The organism is Amycolatopsis sp. A133, from assembly GCF_031082405.1.
Taxonomy (GTDB): domain Bacteria; phylum Actinomycetota; class Actinomycetes; order Mycobacteriales; family Pseudonocardiaceae; genus Amycolatopsis.
In genome coordinates, this window is sequence record NZ_JAVHJU010000020.1 from 41,027 (window position 1) to 62,098 (window position 21,072).

12 protein-coding genes are annotated in these 21,072 nt (G+C 74.2%); 4 read left to right on the forward strand and 8 right to left on the reverse strand.

The window, feature by feature from the left end; genetic code table 11:
* Positions 1-27 precede the first annotated feature (27 nt).
* Positions 28-1,242, reverse strand: coding sequence for a helix-turn-helix domain-containing protein (locus tag Q5425_RS16735; protein WP_308673159.1), 1,215 nt, complete (start codon positions 1,240-1,242; stop codon positions 28-30).
* A 78-nt stretch (positions 1,243-1,320) separates the two neighbouring features.
* Here Q5425_RS16735 and Q5425_RS16740 point away from each other — a divergent pair, with 78 nt between their 5' ends.
* A complete protein-coding gene (locus Q5425_RS16740; RefSeq protein ID WP_308673160.1) occupies positions 1,321-1,998 on the forward strand; it encodes a TetR/AcrR family transcriptional regulator in 678 nt (225 codons plus the stop codon).
* 178 nt (positions 1,999-2,176) lie between these two features.
* Complete coding sequence (locus Q5425_RS16745) at positions 2,177-2,836, forward strand: cutinase family protein (RefSeq protein ID WP_308673161.1); 660 nt, start codon at positions 2,177-2,179, stop codon at positions 2,834-2,836.
* A gap of 54 nt (positions 2,837-2,890) precedes the next feature.
* Here the strand turns inward: Q5425_RS16745 and Q5425_RS16750 are convergent, their stop codons facing one another.
* The 7 genes from Q5425_RS16750 to Q5425_RS16780 form a co-directional block, all read right to left on the reverse strand.
* Positions 2,891-4,075 (reverse strand): lipase family protein, encoded by a 1,185-nt coding sequence (locus Q5425_RS16750; protein ID WP_396135182.1) that lies wholly within the window; start codon positions 4,073-4,075, stop codon positions 2,891-2,893.
* 53 nt (positions 4,076-4,128) lie between these two features.
* Positions 4,129-5,106, reverse strand: a complete 978-nt coding sequence (locus tag Q5425_RS16755; RefSeq protein WP_308673163.1) for an alpha/beta hydrolase family protein — start codon at positions 5,104-5,106, stop codon at positions 4,129-4,131.
* Positions 5,107-5,115: 9 nt separating this feature from the next.
* Positions 5,116-6,693 (reverse strand): acyl-CoA carboxylase subunit beta, encoded by a 1,578-nt coding sequence (locus Q5425_RS16760; RefSeq protein WP_308673164.1) that lies wholly within the window; start codon positions 6,691-6,693, stop codon positions 5,116-5,118.
* Positions 6,693-13,100 (reverse strand): polyketide synthase, encoded by a 6,408-nt coding sequence (locus Q5425_RS16765; RefSeq protein ID WP_308673165.1) that lies wholly within the window; start codon positions 13,098-13,100, stop codon positions 6,693-6,695. Before Q5425_RS16765 ends, Q5425_RS16760 begins: the two co-directional genes overlap by 1 nt.
* Positions 13,097-14,848 (reverse strand): fatty acyl-AMP ligase, encoded by a 1,752-nt coding sequence (locus tag Q5425_RS16770; protein ID WP_308673166.1) that lies wholly within the window; start codon positions 14,846-14,848, stop codon positions 13,097-13,099. The genes Q5425_RS16765 and Q5425_RS16770 overlap by 4 nt, the downstream gene beginning before the upstream one ends.
* A 92-nt stretch (positions 14,849-14,940) precedes the next feature.
* Positions 14,941-16,326, reverse strand: coding sequence for an MFS transporter (locus tag Q5425_RS16775; protein WP_308673167.1), 1,386 nt, complete (start codon positions 16,324-16,326; stop codon positions 14,941-14,943).
* Complete coding sequence (locus tag Q5425_RS16780) at positions 16,323-18,323, reverse strand: MMPL family transporter (RefSeq protein ID WP_308673168.1); 2,001 nt, start codon at positions 18,321-18,323, stop codon at positions 16,323-16,325. The genes Q5425_RS16775 and Q5425_RS16780 overlap by 4 nt, the downstream gene beginning before the upstream one ends.
* Before the next feature lie 281 nt (positions 18,324-18,604).
* On the opposite strand from Q5425_RS16780, the gene Q5425_RS16785 reads away from it, so the two are divergent.
* Complete coding sequence (locus Q5425_RS16785; protein ID WP_308673169.1) at positions 18,605-19,852, forward strand: helix-turn-helix domain-containing protein; 1,248 nt, start codon at positions 18,605-18,607, stop codon at positions 19,850-19,852.
* Positions 19,853-19,969: 117 nt separating this feature from the next.
* The gene (locus Q5425_RS16790; protein ID WP_308673170.1) at positions 19,970-21,067 is read left to right on the forward strand and encodes an aldose epimerase family protein; all 1,098 of its coding nucleotides are present in this window, start codon (positions 19,970-19,972) and stop codon (positions 21,065-21,067) included.
* Positions 21,068-21,072 lie beyond the last annotated feature (5 nt).

The following is a 21,072-nucleotide window of genomic DNA, read 5'->3' on the forward strand; positions in this document are numbered from 1 at the left end:
AGGTCGGGAGGCGAGCCGGGGAGCCGGCTACTCTTCGGGAGAGGGGAACTCGTTCCGGGCGATCCGCAGCCCCGACGCGCGCAGCGCGGCCTGCATGGCGAACCGCGCGTCGGGATCGTCGAGGCGCTCGCCGAACGCCTGCTTCAGCTGCCGCACCCGGTAGCGGACCGTCTGCGGGTGCACCGACAGGTCCACCGCGATCTTCTCGGAGTTGCCGCCGTTCTGCAGCCAGGACAGCAGGGTTTCGCCCAGCCGCCGCCGCGTCCGCTCCGGGAACTGCGCCAACGGGGCCAGTTCCTGCCGGGCCACCTGCTCCGCCAGCGGCGAGTCCGAGAGCAGCCACAGCTCGGTCAGGTGATCGGTGCACCACGTGACGGGGGCGTCCGGGAGCGCGCCGTCCGCCACCAGCCGCAGCGCGGTGCGGGCCCAGCGCAGGGAATGCGCGGCCGTGCCGAGGTCGGTCGGCGGCCCGACCGCGACGCGCGTGCCGAGCCGCGTCAGGCTCCGCGCGTCCACCGGTGCGGGCAGCAGCAGGTACGGCTGCGGCGGATCGAGGTCGGCGAGGACCTCGGGCCCCCATGACGTGCCCACCGTCGTCTCGGCGGCGACCGCGGCCACCTCGCGGGGCACCGGCCAGCCCGCCGCCGCCGCGAGTTCGGCGAGGACCGCGTCCGGGATGCTGCCCGGGCCGGTCAGCAGCCGCAGCAGCCGGCGGCGCAGGCCCGCCCGAGTGCCCTCGATCTCCGCCCACGCTTCGCGGTGGCCCCGGCTCGACATCCGGGCGAGTTCGTCCGCGTAGCCGAACAGCATTTCGGCCAGCTGCGCCATCACCGCGGACGACAGCCGGTGCCGCCGGCCCAGCCGCATGATCCAGCGCCAGCCGACGCGGGTGCCCACGCGGTAGGCCGCCTGCAGGTCGTCGAGGGTCCGGCCCTCGCGCGCTTCGCCCGCGCCGAGCCGGCGGCACGTTTCGTACAACCGGTCGCGCGAGGCCAGCGGATCCTCGACGAGGTCCACGAAGAGCGCGACGGCGCACTCGACGCCGTGCCGGGTCACGCGGCCGTAGGCCCCGTCGCCCGGCCGGGCGTAGACGGGGACCGCCCGCAGCACCTCGCGGACGATCCAGTCCGCCAGCGCCGGCAGCGCCGGGCGCATGAGCGCGGCCAGTTCTCTTCTCCTGAGGACTTCTTCGCCTGCGTCCCGGGGAGCCGGGACCGGTTGCCGGGCACTGTCGCGGGACACCAGGGTTCCTCCACCGGGGACGGCGACGGAGCGTGCTTTACCGGACAGTAAAGCAAGGAGTCCGTACAGTACACCTCCATGAGCCGGCAGAGTCCTCCTGATCGATCCAGCGCTCGCCGCAGCCCGGCCGCCCGGCCCACCGACGACGAGCTGCTCGACGCCGCGCGCGCCGTGTTCGCCGAGCGGGGGTTCGCCCAGGCCACCATGGGGTTGATCGCGGACCGCGCCGATTCCACCAAGCCGACCCTCTACGCGCATTTCGGCGACAAGGCGGCCCTTTTCCGCGCCACCGTCCGGCGGGAGGTCGCCGCGTTGCGCGCCTGGGTGATCAGCGCGTACGAATCGGCGAACGCCCGCCCGCTCGAGGACCGGGTCCGGTTGTCGGTGATGGCCATGTTCGGCTACGCCGGGGCTCATCCGGAAAGTTTCCGGCTGTTGTTCGATTCGGCCGTGGACGAGATGTCCCACGAGCGCCGCGCGCTGGCCGATTCCATCGCCACGCACGTCGTCGGCCAGATCCGGGACCACCTGCTCGCCCACGGGCGCCCCGTCGGCCCCGGCGCGGACCTGCTCGCGGCGATGATGGTGGGCCTGGTCGGCCGGGCCGCGATGCACGTGTCCCACTCCCCCGGGCTCGACCCGATGGCCGCCGGCGAACTGGCCGCCGGGTTCGTCATGGCCGCGCTGCGCGGGCTGGACCCCGTGCTGCTGGAGCGCCTCGACAGCCCGCGCCCGGCCGGGCAGTGCGCCACCTGAGCATCCACACCGGACCGTTTGTCACCGGCTGAACAATTCCCGGCACGCCGGCAAATCGCCTCTTGCCGGGTCCGGCGAGCACTGCGACGCTGCGTTCACCGCAAGCGACGCACGCCATTCCGCTCCCCACGGAAAGCGCTTGCCGACCCCCCTTTCCCACAAAGAGGTGTGATCAGCCATGATTCGCGTCCCCAAGAAACGCCTGCTTTCCGCCGCGACCGCGGTCGGCCTCGCCGTCGCCGGTCTCACCGTGGCCGCCGCGCCGGTGGCCTCGGCCGCGCCGTGCACCGACATCGACGTGGCGGTGGCCCGCGGCACGGGTGAACCCGGCTCGCTGGGCCTCATCGTCGGCCAGCCCGTCTTCCAGGCGGTGCAGAACCGGCTGCGGCCCCGGTCGGTGAGCAGCTACGGGGTGAACTACCCGGCCGACCTCGGCCAGCCCGCCTCGGTGCAGCGGGGCAACACCGACCTGGTCAACCACGTGCGGACCCAGGCCGCGGCCTGCCCGTCGCAGCGGTTCATCCTGGTCGGCTACTCCCAGGGCGCCAACGTCGTCGACAACTCGATCGGCATCAGCAGCGCCGGCGCCGTCGTCGGCGGCCCGATCGTCGCGACCATCCCCGCGGACCTCGCACCCCGGATCGCGGCCATCCTGCTGTTCGGCAACCCGATCCGCGCGATCGGCCGTTCGGTCACCGGCACCTACCAGAGCCGCACCAAGGACTACTGCGCCTTCGGCGACCCGGTCTGCCAGCTCGGCGGCCTCAACATCCTGGCCCACCTGAGCTACGGCGGCGAAGCCAACGACGCGGCGAACTTCGCCGCGAGCAAGGTCTGACGGTCGTGAGGGCCACCCCGGGGTTCCCGGGGTGGCCTTCACGCGGGTCTTCTCTCAGCAGTTCGACGGAGCCGGTTCGCCGTTGAACCGCTTCACGATCCACTGGTGCGCGTCCGCGTTGCCGGCGAGGATCCCGCCGGCGTGCTCGGCCAGGTAGGTGGTCCACTGCTCGCGCACCCCGGCCGCGCAGTACGCCCGGTGCAGCGTCTCCGCCTGCGGGGTGTTGACGATCTCGTCGACGCTCGCGTGGTACTGGAACACCGGCACCCGCGGCGGGTTCGCGCCCAGCTTGTTCTGCGCCAGCCGGGCCTGCCAGACCGGGGTGTTCAGCGGGTTCGTCGTTGTGTAGTCACTGATCTTCTTGAACGAATAGTTCAGCAGCAGCTCCGCGACGCAGGCGTTCTTCTTCGCGTCGGCCAGCTGCTGACGACCGGTGTCGTTGAGGAACGAATCCAGCTTCAGGTCCGGATAAGCGGCATCGAGCCCGACCGCGGCGAAGGCCAGGAACCCGAAGCCGAGGTAGCCGTCGAGGCCCTTGGCGACCTCGGTCAGGTCGGCGGGCACCCCGCCCGCGACAACGCCGACGACGTTCAGCTCGGGTGCGTACGCGGGCTGCTTCTCGCCCGCCCACATCGAGCCGCCGCCGCCCTGCGAGTACCCCTGGAAGATCACCTTGGCGCTCTTCGAGAGCCGGGCGAGCGGGAGGTCCTGCGCCGCCCGCACCGAGTCGATCACGGCGGGCCCCATGGACTGCCCGGTGATGTAGGTGGGCACGGTCGACGGCGAATAGCCCTCGTAGTCGGTCACCGCGACCGCGTAGCCGCTGGAGAGCGAGTCGTTGATCGCGGGCTGGTCGTACAGCGTGCCGCGCTCCATCGCCTTGGACGCCGTGCACTTGAACGCCGGGCCCTGGGTGCCGACGGCGTAGCCGACGATCGGCGCCTTGGCCGGGTCCACGCCCTTCGGCACGAGGATCGTCCCGGTCACGGCGTTCGGGCGCCCGAGTGCGTTGGTCGACAGGTACATCACCTGCCAGGCGTCGGCGTTGAGCGCGTTCAGCAGCGGCACCGAGGGCCGCCACCGGATGACGTCACCCGGTTTCCCGGCCGGCAGCGGGGACGGCGGGGTGTAGAACGAGTCGTCGAACGGCCCGGGCAGCAGCGGCGCCGCACCGGCGGGCGGGCTCGCGGCCGCGAGCCCGAGCGCCACCAGGCAACACGTCAGCAGCGCCGAAAGCACGGCGCGACAACGGGCATGCTTCACCACAACCTCCATCGGGGAAGGGGATGCGCTCAGGCCGGGAGGCCGAGCGCGCCGGCCAGGACCGGCCAGGACTGGTGCAGGGCCCGCTGCCAGTACGGCCAGCTGTGCGTGCCGGGCCCGTAGAAGTCGACGGTCGCCGGGATGCCCGCCGCCTGCAGCCGGTCGGTGAAGCTGCGGGTCGACAGCAGCGCCGACGGCTCGAAGATGTCGGGCGTCTGCCCCGGCTGGTCGAGCGGCCCGGTCTGCCCGTTGCCGCAGGAGATGTAGAGCGCGGTGCCGCGCAGCTGTTCGACGTGGTCGTAGGGGTTGTTCGCCGACCACATCGACCGCATCAGCAGGTCGCTGCCCCAGAGGTCGAGGTAGGTGAAGATGCCGGCCCGGGCCAGGATTCCCTTGATGAACAAGGGCGCTCCGCCGGACAGGGTGTTCGGCACGCCGCTGTAGGACGCGGCCGCACCGAACATCCCCGGGTGCTTGAACGCGTACGCGAGCGCGCCGTACCCGCCGATCGACAGCCCGGCGACCGCGCGGCGGGTGCCGCCGCGGTACCCGCGTTCGACGAGCTGGCGCACTTCGGCGGTGTGGAAGGTGTCCCAGTCGGGGGTGTTCTTCAGGCCGAAGTTCCACCACTTCGTGTACATCCCCGCCGGGCCGTCCGTGGGCATCACGACCAGGGCGTCCTTGGCGGCGGTGAACGCCTTGACGTCGGTGAACTGGTCCCACGACCGGTAGTCGACCGGTTCGCAGCAGCCGTGCAGCAGGTACAGCACGGGCCAGGTCCGCGTGGGCTGCGCCGCCCAGCCGGACGGCACGATCAGCCGCACCATCCCCGTGGTGCCCAGCGCCGGGGAACTGACCTCGAGGTCGACGGTCCGGGCGTCCACCCAGGTTTCCCGGACGACCTTCGCGCCGTCGTCGGCCACGGCCGGGCTCGCCTGGGCGGGTGCCACGCCGGCACCGGTGATCAGGAGGACGACGGAGAGCGCCAGCAAGGCGATCCGCTTCATAGGGACTCCTCAGAGGGGAATGTTTCCGTGTTTCCTGGCTGGCAGGCTCTGGCGTTTGGTGCGCAGCACCCGCAGCGCCCGCGCCACCTGCAGACGGGTCTGCGACGGCGTGACGACCTGGTCGACGTAACCGCGTTCGGCGGCCAGGTACGGGCCGCCGTGGCGCTTGCGGTACTCGTCGGTGAGCCGGCGGTGGGTCGCCTCCCGCTCCTCCGGCGGCAGGGCGGCCAGCTCGCGCCGGTAGAGCACGCGCACCGCGCCTTCGGCGCCCATCACCGCGATTTCCGCGGTGGGCCAGGCCAGCACGGCGTCGGCACCGAGGTGCTTGGAGCCCATCACCGCGTAGCCGCCGCCGTAGGCCTTGCGGACGACCACGGTCACCTTCGGCACGGTCGCCTCGGAATAGGCGTAGATCAGCTTGGCGCCGCGGCGGATGATCCCGCCGCGTTCCTGGTCGGTGCCCGGCAGGTAGCCGGGGACGTCGGCGAGGGTCAGCAGCGGGATCGAGAAGGCGTCGCAGAAGCGCACGAACCGCGCGGCCTTCTCCGAAGCGTCGATGTCGAGCGCGCCGGCCTGGTGCCGCGGCTGGTTCGCCACGATGCCGACCGTGCGGCCCTGCACCCGGCCGAAGGCGCAGATCATGTTGGGCGCGAAGGCGCCGTGCACTTCGGTGAACTCGCCGTCGTCGACCAGCCGGACGATCAGCTCGGCCATGTCGTAGGTCTGGTGCGGCGAGTCGGGCACCAGCCGGTCGAGCTCGAGGTCGGCGGCCGTGAGCCCGGGGCTGGTGTCGTCGGCGTACTCGGGCCCGGCGTCGAGGTTGTTCGCGGGCAGGTAGCCGAGCAGCGTCTGCACCCAGTCGACGGCGTCCTGTTCGCCGGCGGCGCGGTGGTGGGCGTTGCCGGAGACTTCGCTCTGGACGGCCGCACCGCCGAGCTCCTGCGCGGTGACGCGCTCGCCGGTGACGGCGTGCACGACGTCCGGGCCGGTGACGAACATGTGCGACGTTTCGTCGACCATCACGGTGAAGTCGGTGATCGCGGGCGCGTAGACGGCCCCGCCGGCGCACGGGCCCATGATCATCGAGATCTGCGGGATGACGCCGGAGGCGTGGGCGTTGCGGCGGCCGAGCTCGGCGTAGTAGGCCAGCGAGACGACGCCTTCCTGGATCCGGGCGCCGCCGGAGTCGTTGATCCCGACCACCGGGCAGCCGATGGTCATGGCCAGGTCCATCAGCTTGAGGACCTTTTCGCCGGAGACCTCGCCGAGGCTGCCGCCGAAGACGCTGAAGTCCTGCGAGAACACGCAGACCTGCCGCCCGTCGACGGTGCCGTGCCCGGTGACGACACCGTCGCCCCACGGCCGGTTGGTGTCCATCCCGAATTCGGCGCACCGGTGCCGCGCGAACTGGTCCAGTTCCACGAAGGACCCGGGGTCCAGCAGCAGCCCGATCCGTTCCCGCGCGGTCAGCTTGCCCTTGGCGTGCTGCCGGTCGACGGCCCGTTTCTCGGCGATCCGCACGGCTTCGTCCTGCCGCGCGGCGAGATCGGCGATCCGGAAGGCCGTGGTCGGGGTCAGCTCGTCCATCACCGCACCACCGTCCCGAGCCGCTCGGCCAGCACCGCCACGTGCGGCGGGTCGATCATGGACACGTGATCGCCCGGAACCCGCACGACCTCCAGCGCGCCGCAGTATTCGTCCCAGCCGAGGGTGTCGTCGGTGCGCAGGTACCGCGGGTCCAGCGCGGTGGTGAGCGGGTGCGGCTCCCGGGCGCGCAGCAGCACCACCCGCCCGTCGTAGCGCGCGGGGGTGTACCGCTCGGCGACCCGCGCGTCCACATAGGACTCGTACTGGTGCTTGAGGACGCCCGCGCCCATGTCCGGCACCTGCTCGGTCAGCTTGGCCATGACCCACCGGATCTGGGCGTCCTCGTCCAGCCGGGCCAGCTCGTCCCGCGGCACCTCGAACGGCACGCCGTAGGTCTGCGAGATGTGGCCGGCGAAGCGGTCGAAGCGGTCCAGCAGCAGCTCCCCGGCCGGCGTTCCGGGCGCGGGCAGCGGCAGGATGGTGTCGATCAGGAAGACGACTTCGGCCCCACCGAGGCGGCGCGCGGTCTCGTACGCCAGGCAGCCGCCGAAGGACCAGCCGCCGAGCCGGTACGGGCCGTGGGGCTGGACGGTCCGCACCAGTTCGGCGTACCGGGCGGCTTTGGTTTCGACGGTGTCCTCGTCGTCCAGGCGCTCGAACCCGTAGACCGGAGCGCCTTCGGGCAGCAGCCGGGCGAGTTCGCGGTAGACGCTCGCGGTCCCGCCGGCGGGGTGGAAGAGGAAAACGGGCGCGGCGGAGACACCATCGCGCAACAGCCGCATGTGGCCGCCCCCGCGCCCTTCGAGCTCGGCGCGCAGCAGATCGGCCAGCGCGGCGACGGTGGGGGTGGCGAACAGCCGGTCGGTGTCCGGGACGGCGGTGAGGTGCTCGGCGAAGGTCGCCCGCAGCGTCTGAGCCTGGGCGGGGGTGCCGCCGGCGGCGAAGAAGTCCTCGTGGACGCTCGGTTCGGGACCGCCCAGGACGGCGCGCCAGTGCCGGGCGACCCAGCGCTCGGCCGGATCCCGCGGCCCGGCGGGGGTGGGCGGCTCGGTGGGGTCCAGCGGACCGGCATGAACCCGCGAAGCCGGCCCCGAACCGGCCCGCTCGGTGGGGTTCAGCGGCTCGACAGACCTGGATTCGTCATCCTCCGCCCCGAAGCCCGCTTGCTCGGCCAGATGCCCGGCCAGCTCCGCCAAACTGGCCCCGCGCAGCAGCAGCGGAATCGGCAGCGGCAGCCCGAAGTCTCGCTCCACCGCGCCGCGGGCCCGCATCGCCGAGAGCGAATCCAGCCCCAGCCGGGTGAGCGGCACCGTCCGGTCGACCTCGGCCAGCCCCAGCAGGTCCGCGACCAACCCGGCCAGGTGGCCGGCGATCGCGGCCCGCGCGGCCTCCGGCGAACCGCCGCGCAAGGCGTCCAGTCCGTCCCAAGTGGACGTGGAAGCCCGCGGCGAGAAGAGCGAAAAGAACGGCCGCTGGGCCAGTCGCGGGAAGAGCTCCAGCACGGTCCCGGAGTCCACGCGCGCCACGCCCGTCGCCGCGAGGTCGCGCGCCAGCACGAAGTCCAGCGCCGCCAATGCTTCCCCGGTGGCGAGCGGGGCGAGCACCGGGTTGGCCGAACCGGCCGCCGCGCCCACCTCGCCCCATGCTCCCCAGCCGATCGTCGCCGCCGGGAGACCCTGGGCGCGGCGCCACGTCACCAGGGCGTCGGCCCACGCGTTCGCCGTGGCGTACGCGGCCTGGCCCGGCGAGCCGAACAGCGCCGCCGCCGACGAGTACACCAGCCACCAATCCAGGTCGTGCCCGGCCGTTGCTTCGTGCAGGCGCCAGGCGCCCAGCGCCTTCGGCCGCCAGACGGCTTCGAGCGCGTCGCCGTCGAGGCTGATCGCGGCGCCGTCGGCCAGGACGCCGGCGGCGTGCAGCACCCCGCGCAGCGGCACGCCCCCTTCGACGGCCACCGCGACCAGGGTCTCGGCCGTGCCCGGCGCGGCGATGTCGCCCGGCACCACCCGGACGTCGATGCCCAGGTCGCCGAGGCCGGGATCGGCGGCGTGCCTGCTGTTCAGCACCAGCCGTGTCGCGCCGCGCCCGGCCAGCCACTTCGCCGCGGCCAGGCCGAGGCCGCCGAGGCCGCCGGTGATGACGTACGCGCCGTCGCGGACCGGCTCGCGCACCGGGTCGCCGACGCCGGGACGGGCCAGGCGCCGCGTGTACCGCACGTCGCCGCGCCAGGCGATCTCGTCGTCGGGCCCGTCCGCGCGGACCTCGTCCCGCAGCCGGTCCGCTCCGCAGTCGACCTGGCTCACCCGCAGTTCCGGGTGCTCGAACGCCAGCACCCGGACGAGCCCGCGCAGCGCGGCCGAGCCGGGATCACCCCGCTCCCCGGGCTCGACGGCGTGCGCCCCGGGGGTCACCAGCCACAACCTGGGCGCCGCGGGCAGTTCGGCCAGTTCGGCGACGACGCCGGTCAGCGTCCCGGTCAGCTGCGCACCCCGCGCGGGATCCGGGTCGCCCGCTTCGCCGAGCAAGGCGAGCACCGCGGTCGGTTCCCCGTCGCGCAGCAGCTTCGCGAGCTCGGCCCGGTCGCCGAGGCGCGCGGTCCGGACGTCGTCGCCCGCGAACTCCCGGCTGACGTCGTCGTCGGACAGCACGATCCACCGGTGGTCCCGCTCCGGCGCGGCGGGCAGCGCGCACGGCTGCCAGGCCGCTTCGAACAGCAGCCGCGCCAGTGCCGCGTCGCGGTACCGGCGGCAGTAGACGTCGCGGAATTCGACGAGGACGACGTCGTCGGCGTCGACCAGCTGGACGCTGCCGAGCACGCCGTCGCCGGACTCCTCGGCCGGGCGGAGCACGGCGTCCACCCGCACGCCGCGGCGCGGATCGCCGTCGACCACCACCTCGCCGATGGTGAGCGGCAGGTAGAGGGCGTCCGCCTCGCCGACGGCCGCGGCCAGCGCGTGCAGGCAGGCGTCGGCGAGCGCGGGGTGCAGCACGTAGGCGGGGTGGCCGGCTTCCGGCTGCGCGATCGACGCCGACGCGCGCCCGGGTGCGGCGGTCACCCGGCGCAGGCCGCGGAACGCCGGGCCGTAGGACTGCCCCAGCTCGGCCAGCGCCCGGTAGACGTCGACCGGCTCCCCGGCGGTTTCCCCGAACGGCGCCGACGGCGTGCCGCCGGTGCCGATCCGCGCGGTGGCGTGCCGGACCCACGACCCGGACCTCGTGTGGACGCTCAGCTCGGTCCCGCGCAGGCTCGTCGTCAACTCGGTGTGCTCACCGAGCGGGAGCACCTCCTGCAGCTCGAGGTCGTGGACGCGCCCGCCGGGACCGGCCGCGGCGAGCGCGAGCTCGAGGAAGCCGGTGGCCGGGAACACCGGGGTGTCCCGCACGGTGTGGCCGGCCAGCCACGGCAGCGCCGCCGTGCCGACGTCGGCGCGCCAGAGGTGACCGCCGCCGGGGTCCTCGATGTGCACGCCGAGCAACGGGTGGGCGCCGCCGCCGGTGCGGACGGTCCGGCGGGGCCAGAAGCGCTCGTGCCGCCAGACCGGGCCGGGCAGCTCGACCGGCGGCGTCTGCGGGCGGGCGGCCAGCAGCCCGGGACGGCCGAGCACGTGCAGCCGGGCGAGGCTGGTCAGGAACGCCGTCCGCTCGGCCTGCCGGCGGCTCGCCGACGGCAGGCCGAGCACGCCGGACTGCTCGATCGCGGCCAGCGCCACCGGGTGCGGCGAGATTTCGACGAAGACGGCGTGCCCGTCGCCGGCCGCCGCGGCCAGCGCCTGGCTGAACCGCACCGGACGGCGCAGGTTCGCCGCCCAGTACCCGACGTCGAACGCGGGTGTCTCCCGCGGATCGTCGAGCACGCTGGTGTAGCAGGGGATGCCGGGCGTTCCGGGAGCCAGCCCGGCGACCGCGGCGCGGAAGGGGCCGAGCACCGGCTCGACGGCGGCGGAGTGCCCGGCGCCCCCGACCGGCAGCCGCCGGGCGAGCCTGCCGAGGCCTTCGGCGTGCGCGACCACGGCTTCGACCGCGTCGGCGGCGCCGCTGATGGTGCACTGGGCCGGCGAGGCGTACACGGCGATGGTGACGTCGGGGAATTGCGCGAGCTCGGCCGGCGAGAGCTCGACCAGGGCCATCGCCCCGCCCCCGCGTTCGTCGAGTTCGGCGAGCAGCCGCGCCCGGGCGGCCATGACCTTCAGGCCACCGGCGACATCGAGCGCCCCGGCCACGACCGCGGCGGCGACCTCGCCCATCGAGTGCCCGAGCACGGCGGCGGGCACGACACCGTGCGCCCGCCACAGCGCCGCGAGCGCGAGCTGCATCCCGAACAGGGCGAGCTGGGTCGCGGCGAGGTCGGGCAGTTCGCGCTCGAGCGCTTCGCGCAGCGAAAACCCGGCTTCGGCACGGAAGACGGGGTCGAGAGCGTCGATTTCGGTGCGGAAGGCGGGTTCGGAGCGGAGCAGCTCGCGCCCCATGCCCGCCCACTGCGAACCGTAACCGGAGAAGACGAAGACCACACCGCCATCCGCACCGAGCCCCCCAGCGCTCCGCCCGGCTCCCGAGCGCCCCAATGTGGCGTTGGTTGCGTCCAACGCACCGAACGCCACATTGGGTGCGTCCAACGCACCGAACGCCACATTGGGGCGCTCGATTCCGGCCGCCAGCGCGCGCAGTCCGTCGACCACGTCCTCCCGGCTCTCCGCGACCACCGCGCCGCGCACCGGCAGGTGGTCCCGCCGGTGCGCCAGCGTCGCCGCCACCGCGTCCAGGGGCGCCGAACCGTCTGCCAGCCAGTCCGCCAGCTCGCCCGCCCGTGCCCGCAGCGCCTCCGCCGACCGAGCCGAGAGTGCGAATACCTGCGGTCCGCCGACGTCCCCGGCCCGCGGCGGGAACGAAGCCGCCGGCCACTCCTCGAGCACGACGTGCGCGTTGGTGCCGCCGAAGCCGAACGCCGACACCCCGGCCCGCGCCGTCCCGGAGTAGCGCGGCCAGTCCGTGCCCGAGGCGGCCACCCGCAGCCCGGTGAAGTCGATGTGCGGGTTCGGCTCGCGGAAGTGCAGGCTCGGCGGCACCTTCCGGTGCGTCATCGCCAGCACGACCTTGAGCAGCCCGGTGATCCCGGCCGCGCCTTCGAGGTGCCCGAGGTTGCTCTTGACCGAACCGAGCAGCAGCGGCCGCTCCGGCGCACGCCCGGCCCCGAGCACCGCCGCCAGCGCCCCCGCCTCCAGCGGATCGCCCAGCGGCGTCCCGGTCCCGTGCGCCTCGACGTAGTCCACAGAGGACGGCTCGACCCCGGCCGTGGCGTACGCGTCGCGGAGCAGCGCCGCCTGGGCGTCCGGGTTGGGCGCCGTCAAGCCGTTGGACCGGCCGTCGGAGTTCACCGCGCTGCCGCGGATCACCGCCAGCACCCGGTCCCCCGCCCGCCGCGCCGCCCGCAGCGGCTTCAGGACGACCGCGCCGCAGCCTTCGCCGCGGGCGATCCCGTCGGCGGCGGCGTCGAACGGCTTGCAGCGGCCGTCCGCGGCCAGCACGCCGGCCCGGTGGAACCCGGCGGTGATGCCCGGCGAAAGCAGGACGTTCACGCCGGCGACGAGCGCGGTCTCGCTTTCGCCGCGACGCAGGCTCTGCACCGCCTGGTGCACCGCGACCAGCGAAGACGAGCACGCGGTGTCGAGGGTGAGGCTGGGGCCGCGCAGGTCGAGCAGGTACGACAGCCGGTTCGCCGCGATGCTCGCCGCCGCGCCGGTCCCGGACCAGACGTCGACGCCCGCGACGTCGGTCATCGTCAGTGCGCCGTACTCGGTGGCCGACAGCCCGACGAACACACCGGTCCGGCTGCCGCGCAGCGTGGACGGCGGGATCCCGGCGTGCTCCAGCGCCGCCCACACGACCTCCAGGAGGAGGCGCTGCTGCGGGTCCATCGCCTCGGCCTCGCGCGGGGTGATGCCGAAGAACGCCGCGTCGAACCCGGCGACGTCCTCGAGGAATCCGCCGCGCGACGGCACGCCGGCGAGGTCTTCGGCGGGGACGAACGTCTCCCAGCGGCCTTCGGGGACGTCGCCGGTGCCGTCGCCGCCCGCGTCGAGGAAGCGCCAGAAGGCCTCCGGCGACTCGATCCCGCCGGGCAGGCGGCAGCCGAGACCGACGACCGCGATCGGCTCGCCGTCTTCCGGCAGGGGCACGTACGCCGATGCACTATCCACAGTGGACAGGTGGTCGGCCAGCGCGGTGATCGTGGGGTACTGCCACACCAGGGTCGGGGCCAGGGAGCGGCCGGTGAACCGGCCGAGGTCGCCCGCGAGGCTGGTCGCGTCCCGCGAGGACAGGCCGGTTTCGTGCAGCGGCCGGTCGGGGTCGACCTCGCCGATCCGGGCGATGAGCCAAGCGCGGATCGCCGCGGCGTCGGGCGCGCTCATCCGAGCCGCCGCGCGGTGAGCGCACCGTCCAGGTAGGACTTCCGGCACCGGGCGCGGCTGATCTTGCCGCTGGAGGTGCGGGGAACCTCGCCGGGGGCGAGGAAGACGACGTCGTGCAGGCGCAGGCCGTGCCCGGCCGAAACCGCCGCGCGCACGGCCGCCGCGGCCGCGGCGATGTCGGCTTCGGTGTCCTTCGCGCGTTCCAGGACGACGACCGCGGCTTCGCTGTCGCCGCTGTCGATCGCGAAGGCCGCGGCCGAGTGCGGCCGGACGGCCGGGTGGTCCTCCGCGGTCTGCTCGATGTCCTGCGGGTAGTGGTTGCGGCCGTCGACGACGACCAAGTCCTTCAGGCGGCCCGTCACGAACAGCTCGCCGTCGAAGAGCACGCCGAGGTCACCGGTCGCCAGCCAGCCCTCGCCGGTGTCCGGATCGAGCGGCGGCAGGCCGAAGGTGGCCACCGACGCTTCGGCGCGGCCCCAGTAACCCCGGCCGACGTTCGGGCCGCTGACCCGGATTTCGCCGACCTCGCCCGGTTCGGCGGGCTCCCCGGTCACCGGGTCGGCGATCCGCACGCGCTGCCCGACCGGGTGGCCGCACGAAACGAGCGTCGTGGCGGACGCGCCCGCGGTGCCGGGCACGGCGTACCCGGCGGCGAGCCGGTCCCGGTCGAACGTCACCTGCCGGGGCGGTTTTCCCGCCTCGGTGACGGAAACCAGCACGGTGGCCTCTGCCAGCCCGTAGGACGATCGGTGGACCTCCGGCCGCAGGCCGCATTCGGCGAAGGCGTCCTGGAACCTCGCGATCGTGGCCGGCAGCACCGGTTCGCTGCCGTTGATCAGCGAGACCACCCGGCTCAGCTCCAGGTAGATCTTGTCGGCCTCGGTGACGCGCGAAGCGCAGTAGGCGTAGGCGAAGTTGGGCGCGGCGCTGATCGCGCCGGGACTGGCCGAAAGCGCACGCAGCCAGCGCGCGGGCCGTTCGATGAACGCCAGCGGATCCATCAGGACCGAAGCGAGACCACCGGCCATGGGCGCGCCGATGCCGAGGATGAGCCCCATGTCGTGGAACAGCGGCAGCCAGCTGACCGTCGAGGTGGTCCCGCTCTCGGCACCGTAGGCGGCGCAGGCCTGGCGGGCGTTGGCGAGCACGTTGCGGTGGGTCAGCACGACCCCGGCGGGGGAGCGCGTGGATCCCGAGGTGTACTGCAGGTAGGCCGGGGCACCGGGGTCGGGCCGGGGCCAGTCCCGGGGCCCGGGCGCGATCGTGGGCACGGCGTCGACGGCGAGCACGACCGGGTCGACCGGCGTGCCGGCGAGGAACCGGGTGACCGCCTCGCGCTCCCCGGCCGTGGTCAGCACGACGCGCGGGCCGCAGTCGGCGAGCACCGCGGCCAGCCGGCCCGCGTGCCCGGGCAGGCCGGGCGGGAACAACGGCACGGCGATCAGGCCGGCCCGCAGCGCGGCCAGGAACGCGACGACGTAGTCGGCGGACTGCCCGGCCAGCACCGCCGCCCGCTCGCCCGGACCGGCCACTTCGGACAGCCGGGCCGCGGCCGCGTCGACCCGTTCGTCGAGCTCGCGCCAGGTGAGCGTGACCGCCCGGCCGTCCGCGCCGTCGCGGTGGTCCAGGTGGGTCACGGCGATCCGGTCGCCGAGGCGGCGGGCCCAGTGACCCAGCAGGGTCGCGAAGGACTCGCCGTCGGCGTCGGGGGCACCGGTGACGGGAACCGGCTGGGAAATGGTTTCCATGCATCCTCGCAGAGAGCGTTTACCGGCGCAGTGAATAACCGCGCCGGTGCGGTTGTCAACGAATCATTCCCGGATACTCATGCGGAAACGGGTTACGGGACAGCACGTTTGTCACGCGGCGACGAGGTCCCGGCGGAACGGCGCTGCGGCACGCGCACCGCCAGCAGCGCGCCGGCGAACGTCAGCCCGGCCGCGGCGAGCAGGCCCGCGGTGTACCCGCCGGCCAGTGCCGCGCCGGCGGGCGCGCCCGCTTCGAGCCCCGCCGCGCGCACCGCCGTCAGAACCGCACCGATCAGCGCGACGCCGAGCGCGCTCGACAGCTCCCGGGCCGCGGTGAGCAGTCCCGACGCCGTGCCGGAATGCCGCTCCGCCACCACCTCGAGCGCGTGCGAGGTCATCGGGACCGTGAAGGCCGAGCCCGCGCCGATGAGGACCATGCCCGGCAGCCGTGGCCACAGCTCGGGAACGTGGTTGACCGCGGCGAGGGCGAGCAGGCCGGCACCGACCACGGCCAGCCCCGCCGCCACCGTCCGATGTGGACCGTGGCGGGCGACGGCCACCGGCACCAGCGGCGTCGCGGCGACGACGGCCACCGCGACGCCGGCCAGCGGGAGCCCGGCGCCGACCGGGCCGAGCCCGAGGAACTCCTGGTGCAGCAACGGCGTGAAGAAGAAGATCCCGGAGATCCCGAGCCCCCACAGCAGCTGTAGGGCGAGCGAGCCCAGGAACACGCGGTTCCCGGTCAGGGCCGCCGGGAGCAGCCGCTCGGCCGCCCGCCGTTCCCGGACGAGGAACGCCACCCCGCACACGGCCCCCGCGGCCAGCAGCGGGAGCCGGGCCCGTGGCTCGGCCAGCGCGGTGGTCGGCAGCACCAGGCTCGCCGTCACCAGGACCATCGCCGACGCCGGTGGCGCACGGGTGCCGGCGCCGCGGCCGGGCGGCACCGTCCCCGGCACCAGGACGAGCATCGCGGCGACGAACGGGAGGTTGACGAAGAAGATCCAGGCCCAGCCCAGGTAGGCGCTCAGGACACCGCCGAGCGCGGGGCCCAGCGCCAGCGCGGCCGCCAGGCACGCCGTCCACACCGCCGCGCCGAGCGTCCGGCCGCGTGCGTCGAGGTTGGTCCGCAGCAGGCTCAGCAGCCCCGGCACCAGGAACGCGGCCGCCACGCCCTGGAGCACCCGGGCGGCGACCAGCAGCCACGCCGAGCCCGCCAACCCGCCCGCCGCCGCGCCGAGGCCGAACGCGAGCAGAGCGGCCACCAGGACCGGCCGGCGTCCCCAGCGATCGATCAGCGTGCCCGCGACGAGCAGGAGCCCGGCGAACGGCAGCATGTACCCGAGCGCGATCCACTGCAGCGCCCCGAGGTCCAGGGCGAGGTCACGGGCGATCGACGGCACGCCCGCCGCGACGATCGTGTTGTCCAGCGTCGTGACGAAGGCGCCGAGCGCGAGCACCACCAGGGTCCGCCGGGTCATCGCACGCTCCCCGCCAGTTCGCCGGCGACCGCGGCTTTCCGGCGCGGGAACCACCAGTTCGCCGCACCGAACCGGGCCATCACCGCCGGGACGAGCACGCACCGGACCACGACCGCGTCCAGGAGCACGGCGACGGTCAGCCCGACGCCCGCTTCGCGCACCACCCGGGCGTCCACGAAGGCGAACGACACGAACACCAGCGCCATGATCAGCGCGGCCGCGGTGATCGTCCGGCCGGTCGCCGCGACGCCGTCGACCACCGCCGCCCGCGTGTCGCCGTGGCGGCGCCAGGCCTCCTGGATGCGGGCGATGAGGAAGACCTCGTAGTCCATCGACAGCCCGAACAACCCGGCGAACAGGAAGACGGGCAGGTACGGCTCGATCGGGCCGCCGAAGGCGAACACCACCGCGCCGGTCGTCGCGGCCGCGGTCAGCAGGTTCATCACCGCCGCGGTGAGCGGGATCAGCACGCTGCGGAACACCCAGGCGAGCAGCAGGACCGAAATCCCGACGACGGCGGCGAGGAACAGCGGCAGCCGCGCGGTGATCGCCGCGGAAAAGTCGGCCCGGGCCGCCACGACCCCGCCGACGTGGGCGTCCGGGCTGCCGAGGATCCGGGCCATCACCCGCGTCGAGGCCAGCAGTTCGCCGGTGGCCGGGTCGTCGGGCGCCGTCCGCGGGCGCACCGTGAGCAGCCAGACGTCCCCGGGCAGTGCGGCGGGCGGCCCGACGTCGGCGCTCGCGAGCAGCGCTTCCCGCAACTGGCCCACCGAGGAGCCGCCCGTCCCGGTCACCAGCAGCGGGGCGTCCGCGCCCGGCCCGAAGCCCTCTTCCAGCAGTTCGGCGGCGGTCCGCGTGACGCTGCCGGGCGGGTCGAGGGCGGCGTCCGGCACGCCGAGCCGCAGCCCGGTCATCGGCAGCGCGAGCACGGCCACGACCAGCAGGGCCGCCAGGGTGTACGGGCCGGGGCGAGCGGTCACCGAGCGCGCGAGCCGGGCCCACCCGCCGTCGCCGCCCTCCGGGCGCGGGCTCATCCGGCGGGCAAGCGGCCGCAGCAGCGCGGGCAGCAGGGTGAGCGCGGCGAAGGCCGTCAGCAGCACCGAGACCGCGGCGGCCACCGCGATCCCGGTCAGGAACGGCAGGCCGACCGTGAGCATGCCGGCCAGGGAAACGCACACGGTGACGCCGGCGAAGACCACGCTGCGCCCGGAGGTCGCGGCCGCGACGGCCAGCGCCGCCGCCGGCCCGGCGCCTTCCCCGCGACCCTGCCGGTAGCGGGTGAGCACGAACAGCGCGTAGTCGACGCCGACCCCGAGCCCGAGCAGCGCGGCGATCTCGGTGCTGATCTTCGGCAGGGTCGTGACGTGCGACAACAGGGTCACGGCGGCGAGCGCGCAGCCGACCGAAACCGACGCGGTGAGCACCGGGAGCAGGACGCAGCTCACCGAGCCGAAGGCCACCAGCAGGACCACGGCCGCGGCGAGCAGGCCGATCCCGGCGTTGCCCAGGTCCGGCGCGGCGGCCGTCATCGCGGCGAGCTCGCCGGAGGCCCCGGCGGTGAGGCCGCCGGCGTCGCGGAGGACGGCGGCCAGCGCGTCGGCCGTCCCCTGCCCGAGGTCGGCGGCCGGGGCGTCGAAGCGCACGGTGAGCACCGCGGTCCGCCGGTCGGCGGACAGCTCGCCGGGCGGCGGGCCGGCGGAAACGACGTGGGGCAGTGCCGCGAGCCGGGCGGCGAGAGCGTCGAGCCGGGCGCGGCCCGTGCCGCTGTCGACGGGCCCCTCCGGCGAGCGGACGACCACGCGTTCCGCGGCGCCACCGGCACCGGCCCCGCGCAGGAGGTTCGCCGCCGCCGTGCTGTCGGCGGCGGGCAGGTCCACCGTGTCGCGGAAGGCCGCGCCGGTGTGCAACGCGGCGGCACCGAGCCCGCCCAGCGCCACCAGCCACAGCACGACGACGATCCCGGCGCGGCGGAAGCACCAGGAAACGAGCGCCGTCATCGGTGTTCTCCTCCCGGGTGCCGGTTGATCACGCTAACAACGGGAAGGGCGCGAAGATACCGTCCCCGCTGACAAATCGAATCCCGGAAACCTTTGCCGCGGTTAGTGATCCTGGTTTGTCCGGCAGGTGACAAACTTCGGTGCGGCCGTTGAGTCCCGCGTGACAGAACCCGCTCCGGGCTCAGGGAAGGCGGTTGCCAAGTCCGATCGCGTGTGAGTACATGACCTCCGCGCCGACGACGGCGCGAACTCTCCACGAGGTGCGGCGAGGGGTGTGTGCCATGACCCGGACGTTCAAGCAGGCGGCGATCCCGCACCCGCGGGGCACCGGCCGCGCGCGGCAGCTGTGGTGCTCGCTGCCGACGGAACTCGCGGGCCGGTTCCGGCCGCACGCCGACCCGCTCGCCCGGCGGATCCTCGAGGAGGTCCAGCGGGCCGTGCCCGAGTACGCCAAACCCCTCGAAGGCGAATTCGGCAAGATGATCGTGCTGGCGATCGAGCAGGCGGTGCTCAGCTGCATCGACAGCATCGAAAACCTGGCGTCCACACAGGACAATTGGGCGAAGTTGTTCATGGAGGTCGGGAAGCGCGTTCACCACGACGGCGGCAGCCTCAACTCGCTGCAGGCCGCCTACCGCGCGGGCGGCCGCGCGGCGTGGCGCTACGTGGCCGAGCTCGGGCAGGCCCACCGCTTCCCGGCCGCGGTGCTCTGCGTCGGCGCGGAGGCCATTTTCGCCTACGTGGAAGAGATTTCCTCCTACTCGGTCGAGGGGTACACACTGGCGCAGGCGATGGCGACGGGCACGCTCGAAAGACGGCGGCGCCGGTTGTTCGAACTGCTGCTCGCCACCCCGCCGTCGTCGCCGGCCACGCTGGCGACGATGGCCAAGGCGGCGCAGTGGGCGATGCCCGAGCAGGTCACGGTCGTCGCGCTCGACCCGCGCACCGAGCACCAGCCGCCGCCCACCCCGCAGCTGGCCGGCGACGTGCTGCTCGACCTGGAAGGTCCCGAGCCCTGCTTCCTGACCCCGAACCCGGACCGCGACCTGCGGGGGCTCGAGGGCCGGCTGCCGGGCTGGCGCGCGGCGATCGGCCCCCGGGTCCGCCCGGCCGACGCGGCGACGTCGCTGCTGTGGGCCCGCCGCACGCTCGACCTGGTCCGCCGCGGCCTGGCCGGCGACCGCCCGGTCACCCAGACGGCCGACCACCTGGCGACGCACTGGCTGCTGATCGACCGGTTCCTGCTGGACGAGCTGTCGGCGAAGGCGCTCGCGCCTTTCGCGGGCCTGACGGTGAAGCAGCAGACCCGGCTGGCCGAGACGTTGCTGAGCTGGCTGGAGCACAACGGGAACACCCCGGAGATCGCCCAGGCCCTGCGGATCCACCCCCAGACGGTCCGCTACCGCGTGAGCCAGCTGAGCGAGCTGTTCGGCGACCGGCTGGCCGATCCGGCGCACCGGCTGGAGATCCAGATGGCCCTGCGCGCCCACCGGCTGCTCGGCACCCGTCCCCCGGCCGGCGAGCGCTGAGCCCCCGGGGTCGCCTCCACTGCCCTGGAGGCGGCCTCGGTCCTTGACCGTGCGGGGCGCCGGAACCTATCGTCTTCCCAGGCTGTTAGCGCTAACAGCCGGTTGGAGGACCCGCCGATGACCCCGCTCCCGCCCGGACTCACCCGGGAGTTCTTCGGCCGCGCCGACGGCGCGGACGTGCACCGGTACACGCTCGGCCGTCCCGGCGGCCCGCGCGTGCGCGTGCTCGACTACGGCGGCGTGCTCCAGTCGCTGGAGGCGCCGGACCGCGACGGCCGGCCGGGCAACGTCGTGCTCGGCTTCGGCGACCTCGACGGGTACGTCGCCAACAACCGGCCGGGAGCGGACCGGGTGTTCCTGGGCGCGGTGATCGGCCGGTTCGCCAACCGGATCGCCGGCGGCACCTTCACCCTCGACGGCGTCCAGCACCGGGTGCCGCAGAACAACGGCAAGAACAGCCTGCACGGCGGCCCCGCCGGGTTCGACACGCGGATCTGGGCGGCGACCGGGATCTCCGACGGCGACGGCGTCGCGCTGCGGCTCACGCTGGTCAGCCCGGACGGCGACCAGGGCTACCCCGGCCGGCTCACCACCGAGGTCACCTACCGCGTCGACGCCCGCGACCGGCTGCGCCTCACCTACCGCGCGACCACCGACGCGCCGACGGTCGTCAACCTGACCAACCACACCTACTGGAACCTGGCGGGCGAAGGGTCGGGCGACGTCCACGAGCACTGGCTGGAGATCGCCGCGAGCCGGTTCTGCCCCACCGGCGAGGACCTGATCCCGGCCGGCGACCCGGCCCCGGTCGAGGGCACCCCGTTCGACTTCCGCCGTCCGGCGCGGATCGGCGCCCGGATCGGCGAGCCCGACCCCCGGCTGGTGACCGGCCAGGGCTACGACCACAACTGGGTGCTCGACCGCGGTGCGCCGTTCGCCGCCCGGGCCTGGGACCCGGCGTCCGGCCGCCTGCTCACGATGTGGACGACCGAGCCGGGGCTGCAGTTCTACTCGGGCAACTACCTCACCGCGGACCTGGCCGGCACCGGCGGCCGCCCGTACCACCGCGGCGCGGGCTTCGCCCTGGAAGCCCAGCACTTCCCGGACTCCCCGAACCGCCCGGACTTCCCCAGCACGGTGCTGCGGCCGGGCGAGGTCTACCACCAGGAGACGGTGTTCGCCCTGACCACCGCGGACGAGCCGCCGGTGGCGTGAGCGAC